At 70.3% G+C, this 14,138-nt stretch carries 16 protein-coding genes; 9 read left to right on the top strand and 7 right to left on the bottom strand.

The window, feature by feature from the left end; translation table 11 throughout:
• Positions 1–48 precede the first annotated feature (48 nt).
• A complete protein-coding gene (locus tag IE267_RS18940) occupies positions 49–840 on the bottom strand; it encodes an ArsR/SmtB family transcription factor (protein WP_189764018.1) in 792 nt (263 codons plus the stop codon).
• Positions 841–1,105: 265 nt separating this feature from the next.
• Here IE267_RS18940 and IE267_RS18935 point away from each other — a divergent pair, with 265 nt between their 5' ends.
• Both IE267_RS18935 and IE267_RS18930 read left to right on the top strand, forming a co-directional pair.
• Positions 1,106–1,327, top strand: coding sequence for a hypothetical protein (locus IE267_RS18935; RefSeq protein WP_100579962.1), 222 nt, complete (start codon positions 1,106–1,108; stop codon positions 1,325–1,327).
• Between the two features lie 240 nt (positions 1,328–1,567).
• Positions 1,568–2,743, top strand: coding sequence for an alpha/beta hydrolase family protein (locus IE267_RS18930; protein ID WP_189764017.1), 1,176 nt, complete (start codon positions 1,568–1,570; stop codon positions 2,741–2,743).
• 61 nt (positions 2,744–2,804) lie between these two features.
• Here IE267_RS18930 and IE267_RS18925 read toward each other — a convergent pair whose 3' ends face one another.
• The 6 genes from IE267_RS18925 to IE267_RS18900 all read right to left on the bottom strand — a co-directional run bounded on the left by IE267_RS18925 (position 2,805) and on the right by IE267_RS18900 (position 8,331).
• Positions 2,805–3,506, bottom strand: a complete 702-nt coding sequence (locus IE267_RS18925) for an HAD family hydrolase (RefSeq protein ID WP_229861308.1) — start codon at positions 3,504–3,506, stop codon at positions 2,805–2,807.
• 46 nt (positions 3,507–3,552) lie between these two features.
• Positions 3,553–3,756, bottom strand: coding sequence for a hypothetical protein (locus tag IE267_RS18920; protein ID WP_189764016.1), 204 nt, complete (start codon positions 3,754–3,756; stop codon positions 3,553–3,555).
• Positions 3,757–3,910: 154 nt separating this feature from the next.
• Positions 3,911–4,372: a hypothetical protein gene (locus IE267_RS18915; protein ID WP_189764015.1), complete on the bottom strand. Its 462-nt coding sequence runs from the start codon at positions 4,370–4,372 to the stop codon at positions 3,911–3,913.
• A 528-nt stretch (positions 4,373–4,900) separates the two neighbouring features.
• A complete protein-coding gene (locus tag IE267_RS18910) occupies positions 4,901–6,358 on the bottom strand; it encodes a catalase (RefSeq protein ID WP_167152622.1) in 1,458 nt (485 codons plus the stop codon).
• 188 nt (positions 6,359–6,546) lie between these two features.
• Complete coding sequence (locus IE267_RS18905) at positions 6,547–7,437, bottom strand: 2-hydroxy-3-oxopropionate reductase (protein WP_161244862.1); 891 nt, start codon at positions 7,435–7,437, stop codon at positions 6,547–6,549.
• 60 nt (positions 7,438–7,497) lie between these two features.
• On the bottom strand, positions 7,498–8,331 hold the full coding sequence (locus tag IE267_RS18900; protein ID WP_189764014.1) for a TIM barrel protein: 834 nt from the start codon (positions 8,329–8,331) through the stop codon (positions 7,498–7,500).
• A 124-nt stretch (positions 8,332–8,455) separates the two neighbouring features.
• Here IE267_RS18900 and IE267_RS18895 point away from each other — a divergent pair, with 124 nt between their 5' ends.
• From IE267_RS18895 to IE267_RS18865, 7 genes are all read left to right on the top strand, one after another.
• Positions 8,456–8,707, top strand: a complete 252-nt coding sequence (locus IE267_RS18895; protein WP_100579971.1) for a YkoF family thiamine-binding protein — start codon at positions 8,456–8,458, stop codon at positions 8,705–8,707.
• A 125-nt stretch (positions 8,708–8,832) separates the two neighbouring features.
• Positions 8,833–9,165, top strand: coding sequence for a helix-turn-helix domain-containing protein (locus tag IE267_RS18890; RefSeq protein WP_100580003.1), 333 nt, complete (start codon positions 8,833–8,835; stop codon positions 9,163–9,165).
• Positions 9,166–9,334: 169 nt separating this feature from the next.
• Positions 9,335–9,847 (top strand): 2-oxo-4-hydroxy-4-carboxy-5-ureidoimidazoline decarboxylase, encoded by a 513-nt coding sequence (gene uraD / locus IE267_RS18885; protein ID WP_161244860.1) that lies wholly within the window; start codon positions 9,335–9,337, stop codon positions 9,845–9,847.
• Positions 9,847–10,236, top strand: coding sequence for a hydroxyisourate hydrolase (gene uraH, locus IE267_RS18880; protein ID WP_161244859.1), 390 nt, complete (start codon positions 9,847–9,849; stop codon positions 10,234–10,236). Before uraD ends, uraH begins: the two co-directional genes overlap by 1 nt.
• Before the next feature lie 5 nt (positions 10,237–10,241).
• Entirely contained in the window at positions 10,242–11,165 is a 924-nt protein-coding gene (gene pucL, locus IE267_RS18875; protein ID WP_100579974.1) for a factor-independent urate hydroxylase, read from the top strand.
• A gap of 67 nt (positions 11,166–11,232) precedes the next feature.
• Entirely contained in the window at positions 11,233–12,633 is a 1,401-nt protein-coding gene (locus tag IE267_RS18870) for a nucleobase:cation symporter-2 family protein (protein WP_167152620.1), read from the top strand.
• Between the two features lie 83 nt (positions 12,634–12,716).
• Positions 12,717–14,108, top strand: coding sequence for an 8-oxoguanine deaminase (locus IE267_RS18865; protein ID WP_161244857.1), 1,392 nt, complete (start codon positions 12,717–12,719; stop codon positions 14,106–14,108).
• Positions 14,109–14,138 lie beyond the last annotated feature (30 nt).

The following is a 14,138-nucleotide window of genomic DNA, read 5'->3' as shown; positions in this document are numbered from 1 at the left end:
ACCCGGCGGCGGCTGTGCCGACTCGACCGCGCGGCTGGGCCGGGACCGCTATGCCGACTCGCGCTCGATCAGCGTCTTGAGCGTCGAAAGGATCATCACCCAGCCACCGCTGACCCCCTTGAGCATCTCGCTGTCCGCGTTCTCGAAGCCGTCGTGCGTGACGGTCAGCTTCACGCCGAGGGAGGCGGGATCGGCGGGCAGGATGTCGAAGGCGACCTGGGACTGCTCGGTGCGTGCGCTCTCGAACTCATCGTCACTGGTGAAGAGTTGACGGTGCATCGGAAGCAGCCGGTGCCAGGTGTACGCGAGCTTGCGGCCCGGCACCGCCTCTATCACCGCCTGGCCGAGGTCCTCGTACGTCCCGTCGGGACCCATCTTCCACAGCACCGGCGAGCCCACCCGCCAGTCGGACATGGGCCCCCAGCCCCCGAAGTACCGCTGGGCGAACTCGGCGTCGGTCAGGGCTTCGTAGAGTCGATCGGGGGTGGTCTCGATGTAGATCTCGTAGACGAACTCGGGCTTGTCCATGGGGTGTTGCTCCTCCAGGCTCGGATTCCACCGGGCGGGCGTGTCGGGCCCGCCGCGTCCGTACTGGCCGATCCAGCGCTCCGACAGCTCCTGGATCGGGGCCGGGTCGAGATGGTGCAGCTTCTCCCGGCCGCTGCGCACCGAGGTGACCAGCCGGGCGGCCTCCAGCACCGCGAGGTGCTTGCTCACCGCCTGCCGCGACATGCCGAGCCCCTCGCAGAGCTCGCGGAGCGTCTGCCCGTTCCGCCTCCGCAGCCGGTCGAGCAGGCGCCGCCGGCTGGTGTCGGCGAGCGCCCTGAAGACTTCGTCCACGCGCACCTCCGGAGGGCTTCCCGGGGCGCCCGGCAGGCGTCGGGCGCCGCTGGTCCCGGCAGTTCGGAATCCGCCGGACGAACGCCTCGGAGCCCACCGGACGGATACCTCGGAACCCACACTGGCAACCTCGTGGTTGCGTGTCAATTCATGACGATTTTCGCACCGGGATGCGTTCTGGTGCACGGAGATACCGGATCGATTCCCCATCGTCACCCGGCGGGCCTGCCCTTCGGGCCGTTTCGCGGCGCATACTGGGGTGACGATGACGAAGCCATCCGCGCCCCGGCGCCACCTGCCCACCAGCCCCTTCAAAGCCCCGGACGCCCCGGCGGCCAAGCACTTCGTCCTAGGAGACCGGGTCACACACGACCAGTTCGGCCTGGGCACCATCATCGGGGTCGAGGACGGCGTCGCGATGCTCGTCGACTTCGGCTCCCGCCAGGCCCGAATCGTGAGTCCGTATACCCGCATGGACAAGCTCTAGACCTCGCCCCCCAGGGGAGAGCCCCGGCCCGGATCGCCACTGGCGGCCCGGGCCGGGGGCGCGTCCGGCGCCGTGACGGTGCCGTGCGGGCTGCCCTTCCGGGTGAACCTGTGCGACGTCCGCCCGACCGCCGTGCGACCGAAGTCGTATCCGGGCGGCTCGATCACCACCCCAGAGGCTGATGCCCGCGCGACTTCAGGTGGACGTGGGCGGACGTAGCGCCCGCCTAGCGTGTCGCCCATGCGCTCGATCTTCCGCGCGGCCACGGCCGTCGCCCTCGCCTTAGCCCTCGCTGTCCCGCTCGCCTCCTCCGCGAGCGCCGCCCAGGCCGCTCCGACGCGGCCGCCCGCCCCCGCCCCCGTCGGCATCACGCCGATCCAACTCCCGCACCCCACCGGCCAGTACCCGCTCGGCAGCGACACCCTCCACCTCGTCGACCACTCCCGCCGCGACCCCTGGGTCCCGGACCAGGACCGCGAGCTGATGGTCACCCTCACCTACCCGGCGGCCCGCTCCGGCGTCGGCCGCCCCACCGCGTATGCCACCGCCGCCGAGGCCCCGGCCCTCCTGAAGGCGTTCGGTGCGGATCCGGCGCGGGCCGGCGACGTCGACGCCACCAGGACGCACGCCCGGGCCGGAGTGCGCCCCGCGCCGGGCGCCCACCCGCTGGTCGTCCTCTCACCCGGCTTCGGCGCGCCGCGCTACACCCTCACCACCCTCGCCGAAGACCTCGCGAGCCGCGGATACGTCGTCGCGTCCGTCGACCACGCCTACGAGTCGGTCGGCACCGGCTTCCCGGGCGGCCGGCTCCTGACCTGCGTGGCCTGCACGGCGATGGAGAACGGCACGCCGGGCAGCCGGGTCACCGAGACGCGCGCCGCCGACGTGTCGTTCCTCCTGGACCGCCTGACCGGAATGCACCCGGCGTGGCACTACTCCCGGTCGATCGACGAGCGCCGGATCGGCATGGCCGGGCATTCCATCGGCGGCGCCGCGGCGATACCCGCGATGGTGCGCGACGGCCGGATCGGCGCCGGGGTGAACATGGACGGGGCGTTCTGGGACGTGCTGCCGCCCCAGGGGCTCGGCGGCCGCCCGTTCCTGATGCTGGGCACCGACGACGCGACGCACCAGCCCGGCGGCAAGGACAGGACGTGGGATGCGATGTGGCCCGCCCTGGACGGCTGGAAGCGCTGGCTGACCGTGGTGGGCGCCGAGCACATGACCTTCTCCGACGAGCCCGTACTGGCGGCCCACTTCGGCCTTCCGGGGCAGCCGCTGCCCGTGCGGCGTGCCGTGTCCGTCGTGCGGACGTACGTCGGTGCCTTCTTCGACCAGGAGCTGAGGGGCCGGGCCCGGCCGGTCCTCGACGGGCCCACCGCCGCGAACCCGGAGGTCCGCTTCAACAACCCGTGACGCGGCAGGCGCCCGGGGCCGCACCCCGATCGGCGGCGGGGAGGGCCCTGGGCGCCCGGGGTCAGTCGGATGCGGTGACGCTGCGAAGTGCGGGACGGGCGGGGGCGGAAGAGCCCGACGCCTCCTCGGAGACGATGGCCGTCAACTGCGTGAGGGAGTCGATCCGCCAGTCCGCCGCCGCGACGACCTTCGGGTCGTCCGCCCACCAGTGTCCCCACGGTCCGCGCCGCAGATGGGCGACGCGCAGCCCCGCCGCTTTGGCGGGGAACAGGTCGTTCACGGGGTGGTCGCCGACATACACGGTCTCGTGCGGCGCCGACCCGGATGCCTCCAAGACCTTCGCGTAGAAACCGGGTTGGGGCTTGTCGACGCCCCATTCGTCGGAGGTCACCACCAGGTCGGCGGGCAGGTCGAGGCCGCGCAGCAGCTCGCCGGCCCGGGCGGTCTGGTTCCCGGCGACGACGACACGGATGCCGAGCCCCCGCAGCCCGCCCAGGGCGGGCCGCACGTCGTCGTACAGGTCGGTCTCGTCGAGGTGTTCACCCCGCCCCGAGGCTTCCCGGGCCAGGTGGGCCTCGCGCACGTCCATGCCGGGTTTGAGCATGCGCAGGGCGTCCGCCGGGTCGCCGCCCTGGGTGACGACCGCGCCGACGAGGGCCGCGAGGGTGTGCCGGGGGACGCCGATCCAGTCCGCCCAGGCCGCCCAGTAGCGGTCGTCGCGCACGAGTGTTTCGCCCATGTCGAGGACGATGGTCTCAATCATCGAGGCCGATCCTAGGCGCTCGGCCGGACATATCGGCCCGACGCCACTACAGCGCGGACTGGAATGCGGAAGCGGACGGCACGGTGTCGACGGTCAGGGTGACGCGGCGGAGGGCATCAGGGGTGTGCCCCGCGTGCTGGGCGGCGGCCCGGGCGGCGAGCCCCCTGCGGCGGCCGGCCGGGAGGGCGGCCACGACGGGCTGGGTGCCGGCGACGGGCAGGACGGCAGCGGACACGAGTTTCGAGGTCATGCCTCATTGTGCATGGCGCCAGGGTGTGCTGCGGCCCTTTTGCCGACGCCTCAACCGGGTTGTACCAAGGGAGAGTTGAGGCGTCCGCCGGAGTGCGCGGGGCCGGGGCGCGACCGGCCGCGCCCCAGCCCGCCCCAGCCCGTCCGGCCCGGTGTCACTTCACCTCCGCGGTCACCTTCCAGGGCACGACGACCAGGGGGCACACGCGTCCTGGGTCCGGGCGGCAGGAGCGCTCGGAGGTCAGCGTGGCGACGCCCCGCCCCACCACGTGGAACACGGCGACCGCGCCACCGTCCGGCGTCACTCCGCCGGCGGTCCGCCGCAGCGTGTCGGCGCCCCCGGACCGCGGCGCGCTCCAGGTGCAGGTGGCCCCCGGGGAACGCGTCCCGGTGAGCCTGACCTCCACGTCGTCACCGACGGCCGGGGTCACGGTCCGCCCGTCGTCGGCGTTCGTCAGCACCACGCGCTCGGCGGCGGCGTGGCCCGGCGCGAGGTACGGCTGGGCGGTGGCGGGCCCGGCGGCGGCCACCAGGGCCGCCCCCAGGCTCCAGGCCGGCGGCACGGCAAGGCGCCTGGCCGTCTCGATCCTCAAGGTCCCTCCGAGTGCGGTCGGCACGGGCGGCACGGTGGGTGCGCCCGGGACACCAGCCTGTCCGGCGGACGCGGCGGGGAGGCCCGGCCCACGGCGGAATACCTCGAAGTGGTGACGGGGGTGCCGGGCGCGCGGAGCGGCGGACCGCACCCGGAAAACGATCAAGGCCCCACCTGAAAGTGCAGGTAGGGCCTTGATCAACGGACGCTCGGTTCGGGACCGTAAACCGAACCCAGCGCCCTGGCTGTGGAGTTGTGACCGCCCGGCGGAACGAGGCTGGCGCGACAGGACGTTCGCACCGCCGGGCGGAGCCGGTGGGGGAGGTTCTGGGATCGCGGCGGTGGGCGATTGGCGTGGGCGACGGGTCCCTTCCTTCAGGTCAGGAAGGGGGACGCACACGCCTTGACCACCGCACTGGCATCGCCGTACCGCCGCGATCCTCAGGGTGTCCACATCCGCCGACCACCCCTCATCCGGGTCGGCGGATCGGACTGTGCAAAGGGTTTGACCTCCCGTCAAATCCCTTGCACGGTCTGGAGGTTGAACTGGCGACTAGTCCTCGCGCAGGGCGCGGACGGCCTCCTCGACGCGCTTGCCGTACTCGGCGTCCGCGGCGTGGAAGTGGGCCAGGTTCTTCTCGATGACGTCGTCGCGGGAGACCTGCGACAGGCCACCGGCGATGTTCGCGATCAGGCGCGCCTTCTCGTCGTCCGACATCAGACGGTAGAGCTCGCCCGCCTGGAAGAAGTCGTCGTCCTTCACGTGGGCCGGGGCGGCGTGCGTGCCCGTGTAGCCGTGGATGGCCAGCGGGGCCGACAGGGCGGCGTCCGTCTGGGCCGGGCCCGAGTACGAGTTGGGCTCGTAGTTCTTGTCGGTGCGGCGGCCGTTGCGGGTCGCCATCAGGCCGTCACGGCCGTAGTTGTCGACCTCGGCCGCCTTCGCGGAGTTGACCGGCAGCTGGGTGTGGTTGACGCCCAGACGGTAGCGGTGCGCGTCCGCGTAGGCGAACAGGCGGCCCTGGAGCATCTTGTCGGGCGACGGACCGATGCCGGGGACGAAGTTGTTCGGGGAGAAGGCCGACTGCTCGACCTCCTGGAACACGTTGTCCGGGTTGCGGTCGAGGACCAGACGGCCCACGCGCTGCAGCGGGTAGTCGCTGTGCGGCCACACCTTGGTGAGGTCGAACGGGTTGAAGCGGTAGTCCGCGGCCTCGGCGGCGGGCATGATCTGGACGTACAGCGTCCAGGACGGGTTCACACCGCGCTCGATGGCCTGCAGCAGGTCCGTCTGGTGGCTGTTCGCGTCCTTGCCGACCTGCTCGGCGGCCTGGTCGGAGGAGAGGCTGCGGACGCCCTGGTTCGTCTTGAAGTGGTACTTGACGAAGAAGGCCTCGCCCTGCGCGTTCGTCCACTGGTAGGTGTGCGAGCCGTAGCCGTTCATGTGACGGTACGAGGCCGGGATGCCGCGGTCGCCCATGAGCCAGGTGACCTGGTGGGTGGCCTCGGGGGCGTGCGCCCAGAAGTCCCAGACGTTGTCCGGCTCCTGCTTGCCCGTGAAGGGGTCGCGCTTCTGGGAGTGGATGAAGTCGGGGAACTTGATCGGGTCCTTGATGAAGAACACCGGGGTGTTGTTGCCGACGAGGTCGTAGTTGCCCTCTTCGGTGTAGAACTTCAGCGCGAAGCCGCGCGGGTCGCGGACCGCGTCCGCGCCGCCGAGCGAGTCGGCCACGGTGGAGAAGCGGATGAACGTCTCCGTGCGCTTGCCCACCTCACCGAGGAAGTCGGCCTTCGTGAAGCCGGTGACGTCGTCGGTCACCTCGAAGTAGCCGTACGCGCCGGAGCCGCGGGCGTGCACGACGCGCTCCGGAATGCGCTCACGGTTGAAGCGCGCGAGCTTCTCCAGGAGGTGCTGGTCCTGAAGCAGGATGGGGCCACCGACGCCGGCGGTGGCGGAGTTCTGGTTGTCGGCGACGGGGGCGCCGGACTCGGTCGTAAGCACGCGCTTCGACATCGTGACCTTCCGTACTGGAGCTGCACCGCTGACTGTTCCGCGGTTCCGTGAGCGTAAATTCGCCCGGAACAGAACGTCAACAGTTTGTTGAAAATGAAGTGTGAGCTTCCGGGCGGCGGCGGCGCCTGGGCGCGACAGGACAGGTGTCAGCGCCGCCGCCGCCCGGAAATCTGGGGGACCCGAGAGGGTCAGACCTGCGAGCCCGAAAGGCGCTCGACGGCACGGAGGAGGGCCGAGTGGTCCAGGCCGCCGTCGCCCTGGGCGCGCAGCGAGGCGACCAGCTGGGCGACGACCGCGCCGACCGGAAGGGCGGCACCCACGTTGCGGGCGGCGTCGGTGACGATGCCCATGTCCTTGTGGTGCAGGTCGATCCGGAAGCCGGGCTTGAAGTCCCGGTTCAGGAAGTTGTCCTTCTTGCGGGTCAGCACGGTCGAGCCGGCCAGGCCGCCGTTGAGGACGTCCAGGGCCGCGGTGAGGTTCACGCCGGACTTCTCGAGGAAGACGACGGCCTCGGCGCAGGCCTGGATGTTGACCGCGACGATGAGCTGGTTGGCGGCCTTCACCGTCTGGCCGGAGCCGTGCGGACCGCACAGGACGATGGTCTTGCCGAGGGCTTCGAGGATCGGCAGCGCCTCGTCGAAGTCGGCCTGCTCGCCACCCACCATGATCGAAAGCACGGCTTCGATGGCGCCGGCCTCGCCGCCGGAGACGGGGGCGTCCAAGACGCGCAGGCCCTTCTCCGCGGCGTTCTTCGCCAGGTCGACCGAGGTCTGCGGGGTGATCGACGACATGTCGACGATCAGCGCGCCCTGCTTGGCGTTGGCGACGATGCCGGCCTCACCGTACGCGATGGCCTCCACCTGCGGGGACGCCGGAACCATCGTGATGATGACGTCGGCGTCCTTGACCGCCTCGGCGATCGAGCCGGCCGCGGTGCCGCCGGCCGCCGAGAGGCGGTCCAGCTTGTCCTGCTCCAGGGTGAAGCCGGTGACCGAGTACCCGGCCTTGATCAGGTTCTCGGACATGGGGGAGCCCATGATGCCGAGGCCGACCCATGCGATCTTGGGGAGGTTGCTCATGAGGGTGCTGCCTTCCTAAAAGCTTTAATGCGTCGAGAAGTTGAAGCCCGGCGGGCGGCCTCAGCGGGCCGCGCGGGCCTCGGCGGGGAGCCACTCGAAGGACGCGGCGGCGTCGGCGGCCTTGTACTCCAGGCCCACCCAGCCGTCGTAGCCGGCCTTCTTGAGCTGGTCGAGCAGCTCTTCCAGAGGCAGCGAGCCGGTGCCCGGCGCGCCACGGCCCGGGTTGTCGGCGATCTGCACGTGGCCGGTCTTGTCGGCGTACGCCTCGATGACCTCGGCGACGTTCTCACCGTTCATCGACAGGTGGTAGATGTCGAGGAGGAACTTGGCGTTGCCCAGACCCGTCGCGGCGTTGACCTTGTCCACGACCTCGATCGCGGACGGGGCGCTCACCAGCGGGTAGAGCGGCGACTCCGGCTTGTTCAGGGTCTCGACCAGGAGGATCGCGCCGACCCGGTCGGCCGCGCGGGCCGCCAGGACGAGGTTCTCCAGGGCGAGGGCGTCCTGCACCTGCGGGTCCGCGCCGTCGACGCGGTTGCCGTAGAGCGCGTTGAGCGCCTTGCAGCCGACGGAGGCGGCGAAGTCGGCCGCCACCTCGATGTTGGCGCGGAAGCGGTCCGACTCCGCACCGGGAATCGACAGCGCACCGCGGTCGGGCCCCGGCAGGGCGCCGGCGTAGAAGTTGAGTCCCACCAGCTGGGTGCCGGCGTCGTCGAGCGCCTCCTTGAGGGCGTCGAGCTCCGCCTGGGCGGGGGTGGGGGTCTCGATCCAGGGCCACCACAGCTCGACCGCCGTGAAGCCCGCCGCAGCCGCGGCCGCGGGGCGCTCCAGGAGCGGGAGTTCCGTGAAGAGGATCGAGAGGTTCACATCGAAGCGCTGGTCCGAGTATCCCATGAGGGGTGTGCGCTCCTTCCGTATTGCGGAAGTTGTTTTCTGCTTGATGGAAGGTTGCAGCGGGACCGGCGGGCTTGTCAAGGGGGCCTCCCGGATTTCGTCCTGCTCGCAGTAGGTTGAGCGCGTGCGATTGAGAGTGGAGTTCACGACCGAGCCCTTCGATCTCGACGAGGCGCCGCCGCACGCCGTGGTCGCCCGCGACGTGATCCAGGCGGCCCGGCTCGACGCGGTCGACGTCGGCCCCTTCGGCAACACCGCGGAAGGCGGCGCCGACGAGGTGCTGACCGCCGTGGACGAGCTGCTGCGCAGCGCGCTCGCGGCCGGCGCCACCCGGGTCTCGCTCCAGGTCAATGTGATCGGGGAGGACGAGAAGTGACCGAACCCACCGCTCCGGCCGCTCCCGCCGAGCCTCCCCGGGTCGCCGACCCCGCCGAGCCCCCTCCGGGTGCCGCTCCCGCCGAGCACCCGCTGCTCCAGGCGGTCAAGCCGCTCGTCGACGCCATGGGCGCGGAGATCCTGCCGCCGGGGCACGCGGCCCCCGACGACGTGGTGCTCGCCTGGGAGGGCGAAGACGTGGTGGCGGTGCGCCTGCCGCAGCTCTCCGACTCCCTGGACCACATCCTGGCCGCCATGGAGCGCAGGCACGGCATGCCCCTCGCTTCCCTCGACCGCAAGGCCAAGCAGTCGGCGGTACGGACCCTGGAGGCGCGCGGCGCCTTCTCCGTGCGACACGGCGTGGAGACGGTCGCCTCGGCACTCGGGGTCAGCCGGTTCACCGTGTACAACTACCTGAACAGGGACCTGAACAGGGAAAACACCGCCAAGGGCGACTGAACGAGCACGCTCGGTGCCCGCTTCGGCACCCCTCGAACGCAACGAACCGCCGTCCGGACACCGGGCGGCGGTTTTTGTAACCCCAAGTTTTCAACAAAGTGTTGACGGGATGTTTCGGAGGGCGTTAGCTATCCGCAGCCCGTTCAGCACCAAGGCCACGGAGGCCGCCGTGACTTCGACTTCGACACCGGGCCTCGCCCGGTTCAACACCTCTCAGGACAGTGCGGCCCTCGCCGCGCTCCACGAGGTGTGCGCCAGTTCGGCGTGGGGGAGCAAGCTGCTCGCCCAGCGCCCGTACGCCACCGCGGAGGACCTCTTCACCGCAAGCGACGCCGCTCTGGCCGAGCTGGCTGTGGAGGACCTGGAAGAGGCGATGGCCGGGCACCCGCCGATCGGCCGGCCGAAGCCCGGTGACCCCACCTCCGCACGTGAACAGCGCGGAATGGCCGGGGCCTCCGAGGCTCTCAAGGCCGAGCTGCTCGAACTGAACCTGGACTACCAGGAGAAGTTCGGTCATGTCTTCCTGATCTGCGCGACCGGTGCCACCGGCGAGCAGATGCGCGATGCGGTCAAGACCCGGATCGGCAACACCGCCGAGGAGGAGCGCGAGATCGTGCGCACCGAACTCGGGAAGATCAACCGAATCCGGCTGACCCGTCTTGTAGAAGAGGACAAGGACTGATGAGCACCGCGACCACCGCCTCGGTGTCCACGCACATCCTGGACACCAGCATCGGACGCCCCGCCGAGGGCGTCGCCATCTCGCTCGCGGCCCGCTCGGGCTCCGGCGCCGAGTGGACCGCGCTCGGCGGCTCCGCGACCGACGCGGACGGGCGCTGCAAGGACCTGCCGGCCCTGCCGGAAGGCACCACCCACGTGCGACTCGACTTCGAGGTCGAGCAGTACTTCAACAAGAAGCAAGCCGAGGCGCAGCAGGACGCCCCCCGCGTAAGGGACAGCGGTGCGTTCTTCCCGGAGGTGGCGATCACTTTCGCCGTCACCCCGGGCGAGCACTATCACGTACCGCTGCTGCTCAACCCGTTCGGCTACTCCGTTTACCGAGGGAGCTAGCAGACATGCCCACGATTCTCGGCCAGAACCAGTACGGCAAAGCAGAGAACCGCGTCGTCAAGATCACGCGGGACGGCGACACGCACCACATCAAGGACCTGAACGTCTCGGTCGCCCTGTCCGGCGACATGGAGGACGTGCACTACTCCGGCTCGAACGCCAACGTGCTTCCGACGGACACCACCAAGAACACGGTGTACGCGTTCGCCAAGGAGTACGGCATAGAGTCCGCCGAGCAGTTCGGCATCCACCTCGCGCGGCACTTCGTGACCTCGCAGGAGCCGATCAAGGTCGCGCGCATCCGCATCGAGGAGTACTCGTGGGAGCGCATCGCGACCTCGGAGGCCAACTCGAAGTTCATCGGCTCCGACGACGTCAAGCACTCCTTCGTCCGCAAGGGCCAGGAGACCCGGGTCACCCAGATCACCTACGACGGTGAGAAGTGGGAGGTCATCTCGGGCCTCAAGGACCTCGTCGTGATGAACTCGACGAACTCCGAGTTCTGGGGTTACGTCAAGGACAAGTACACGACGCTCCAGGAGGCGTACGACCGCATCCTGGCCACCCAGGTCTCCGCCCGCTGGCGCTTCAACTGGAGCGACGACGAGCAGAAGGCGCCCAACTGGGAGAAGTCCTACGAGCAGGTGCGCAAGCACATGCTGCAGGCCTTCGCCGAGACGTACTCGCTCTCGCTGCAGCAGACCCTGTACCAGATGGGTTCGCGCATCATCAACAACCGGTCCGAGATCGACGAAGTTCGTTTCTCGCTGCCGAACAAGCACCACTTCCTGGTGGACCTCGAACCGTTCGGGCTCAAGAACGACAACGAGGTCTACTTCGCGGCCGACCGTCCGTACGGTCTGATCGAGGCGACCGTCCTGCGCGACGGCGTCGAGCCGCAGATCCCGGTCGACATGACCAACCTCTGACGCGGCACTGAGCCGGCCCCCGCCCGCCCGCAGTCGGGCGGGGGCCGGCCAGACCGGAGGGAATCTCATGGCACAGCCTGCAATGGGGCCGGCACCAGCCGACGGCCCATGTCCCACCCCACCTGAAGGTGCCGTGCACCCGGTGGACGAAAAGCTTCCTGCCTCGCGGCTCGTCCCCGCCGCGCTCCAGCACATCGCCGCCATGTACGCGGGCGTCGTCACCCCTCCGCTCATCATCGGCCAGGCCGTCGGCCTGGACACCGCAGGGCAGACCCGTCTGATCGCGGCCAGCCTGCTCATCGCCGGGCTCGCCACCGTCCTGCAGACCATCGGCCTCGCGAACTTCGCCGGAAACCGGCTCCCGTTCGTCAACGCCGCCTCCTCGGCCGGCATCGCGCCCATGCTCGCGATAGCCGAGACCAGCGCCCCGGGCCATCAACTCCCCGCCATCTACGGCGCGGTGATGGTCGCCGGAGTCTTCTGCCTCTTGGTCGGCCCCTTCTTCGGCCGGCTGCTGCGCTTCTTCCCGCCGCTGGTGACCGGTGTCGTGATCACGCTCATCGGCGTCACCCTGATGCCCGTACCCGTCTCCTGGGCCCAGGGCGGCGACAAGACCGCCACCGACTTCGGGTCCATGAAGAACCTGGCGCTCGCCGCCTTCACGCTCGTCGTGATCCTGCTCTTCCAGCGCTTCGGCCGCGGTTTCCTGCGCCAAGTCGCCTTGTTGCTGGGCCTGTTGATCGGCACACTCGCCGCGATCCCGTTCGGCATGGCCGACTTCGCGGCGATGAAGTCCGCCCCCGTCGCCGCCCTGCCGACGCCCTTCTCCTTCGGTGCGCCCGAGTTCCATCCGGCAGCCGTTCTGTCGCTGTGCATCGTGATGCTGGTCCTGATGACCGAGTCCAGCGCCGGCATGCTCGCCATCGGCGAGATCTGCGAGCGCCGCACCGACGGGCGCACCATCGCCCGCGGTCTGCGCACCGACGGCATCGCCACCCTCCTCGGGCCCGTCTTCGGCGGCTTCCCCACCAGCGCGTTCGCCCAGAACGTCGGTGTGGTCTCGCTGACTCGCGTACGCAGCAGGTACGTTGTCGCCGTCGCGGGCTGCGCCCTGCTCGTGCTCGGCGCCTTCCCGGTGCTCGGCGCGGTCGTCTCCCTGGTTCCGATGCCCGTCCTCGGCGGCGCCGGAATCGTCCTGTTCGGCTCGATCGCGGTGAGCGGTATCCGTACCCTCTCCGAGGCCGGGCTCGACGACAGCTCCAACATCATCCTGGTGGCCGTGGCGCTCGGGGCGGGCATCATCCCGCTCGCCTCGCCCACCTTCTACGCCGGTTTCCCCGCCTGGGCACAGACCGTGCTCGGGTCCGGCATCAGCGCGGGAGCGCTCACCGCGGTCCTGCTCAACCTTTTCTTCCACCATCTCGGCACCCGGAGCCGCGTCGCGGTCCCGGCACTCAAATCCTCGTAGGGTCCTGCCGTGCCCGCCCCCAAGCTCTCAAGGAGCAGGGGGTACCCCCATCACAGCCGCCACTGAACGAAGAAGGAAGCACCATGGCACCTTCGGCAGCCCCCCAGCGCATCGTCATCGAGAACTGTGCGATCGCCACCGTGGACGCGAATGACACCGAGTACGCCTCCGGCTACCTCGTCGTCGCCGACAACAAGATCGAGTCGATCGGAGCCGGCCAGGCCCCGAAGGGCCTGGAGAACGTGGTCCGCCGCATCGACGGCACCGGCCACCTGGTCACCCCCGGCCTGGTCAACACGCACCACCACTTCTACCAGTGGATCACGCGTGGTCTGGCCACCGACCACAACCTCTTCAACTGGCTGGTGGCCCTCTACCCGACGTGGGCGCGCATCGACGAGCAGATGGGGCGCGTCGCCGCCCAGGGTTCGCTCGCGATGATGGCCCGCGGTGGTGTCACCACCGCGATGGACCACCACTACGTCTACCCCCAGAACTCCGGCGACCTGTCCGGCGCGATCATCGGCGCGGCCTCCGAGATGGGCGTGCGCTTCACGCTGGCCCGCGGCTCCATGGACCGCAGCGTGAAGGACGGCGGCCTGCCGCCGGACTTCGCCGTCGAGACCCTCGACGGTGCGCTCGCCGCGACCGCCGAGACCGTCGACCGCTTCCACGACGCCTCCTTCGGCTCGATGACCCAGGTCGCCGTCGCGCCCTGCTCGCCCTTCTCGGTCTCCACCGAACTCATGAAGCAGGGCGCCGAGTTGGCCCGCGCCAAGGGCGTACGGCTGCACACCCACGGCTCGGAGACCGTGGAGGAGGAGCAGTTCTGCAAGGAGCTGTTCGGCATGGGCCCGACCGACTACTTCGAGTCGACCGGCTGGCTCGGCAGCGACGTGTGGATGGCGCACTGCGTCCACATGAACGACTCCGACATCGCCGCCTTCGCCCGCACCGGCACCGGCGTCGCCCACTGCCCGTCCTCCAACGCGCGTCTCGCCGCCGGCATCGCCCGCGTCCCGGACATGCTGAAGGCCGGCGTCCCGGTCGGCCTCGGTGTGGACGGCACCGCCTCCAACGAGTCGGGCGAGCTGCACACCGAGCTGCGCAACGCGCTGCTCATCAACCGCCTCAACGCCCAGCACCGCGAGGCCGCGCTCAACGCCCGCCAGGCCCTGCGCCTCGGCACCTTCGGCGGCGCCCAAGTGCTCGGCCGCGCCGACCAGATCGGCTCCCTCGAAGCGGGCAAGCTCGCCGACTTCGTGCTGTGGAAGCTGGACACCCTCGCCCACGCCTCCATCGCCGACCCGGTCACCGCGCTCGTCTTCGGTGCGGCGGCCCCGGTCACCGCCTCGTTCGTGAACGGCAAGCAGATCGTCGAGAACAGCCGTCTCACCACGGTCGACGAGGACGCCATCGCCGTCGCGACCCGCGAAGAGGCCCAGCGCCTCGCCCGGATCGCCGCGCAGGCCTGACCCCAAGGAGTCCGGCCGAGGGGGACGGCC

Origin of the sequence: Streptomyces xanthochromogenes (genome assembly GCF_014650455.1) — a bacterium.
In the GTDB taxonomy this organism is placed as follows: domain Bacteria; phylum Actinomycetota; class Actinomycetes; order Streptomycetales; family Streptomycetaceae; genus Streptomyces; species Streptomyces xanthochromogenes.
The sequence above is the reverse complement of the archived record's forward strand: the minus strand, read 5'-3'. Positions and strand labels throughout refer to the sequence as shown.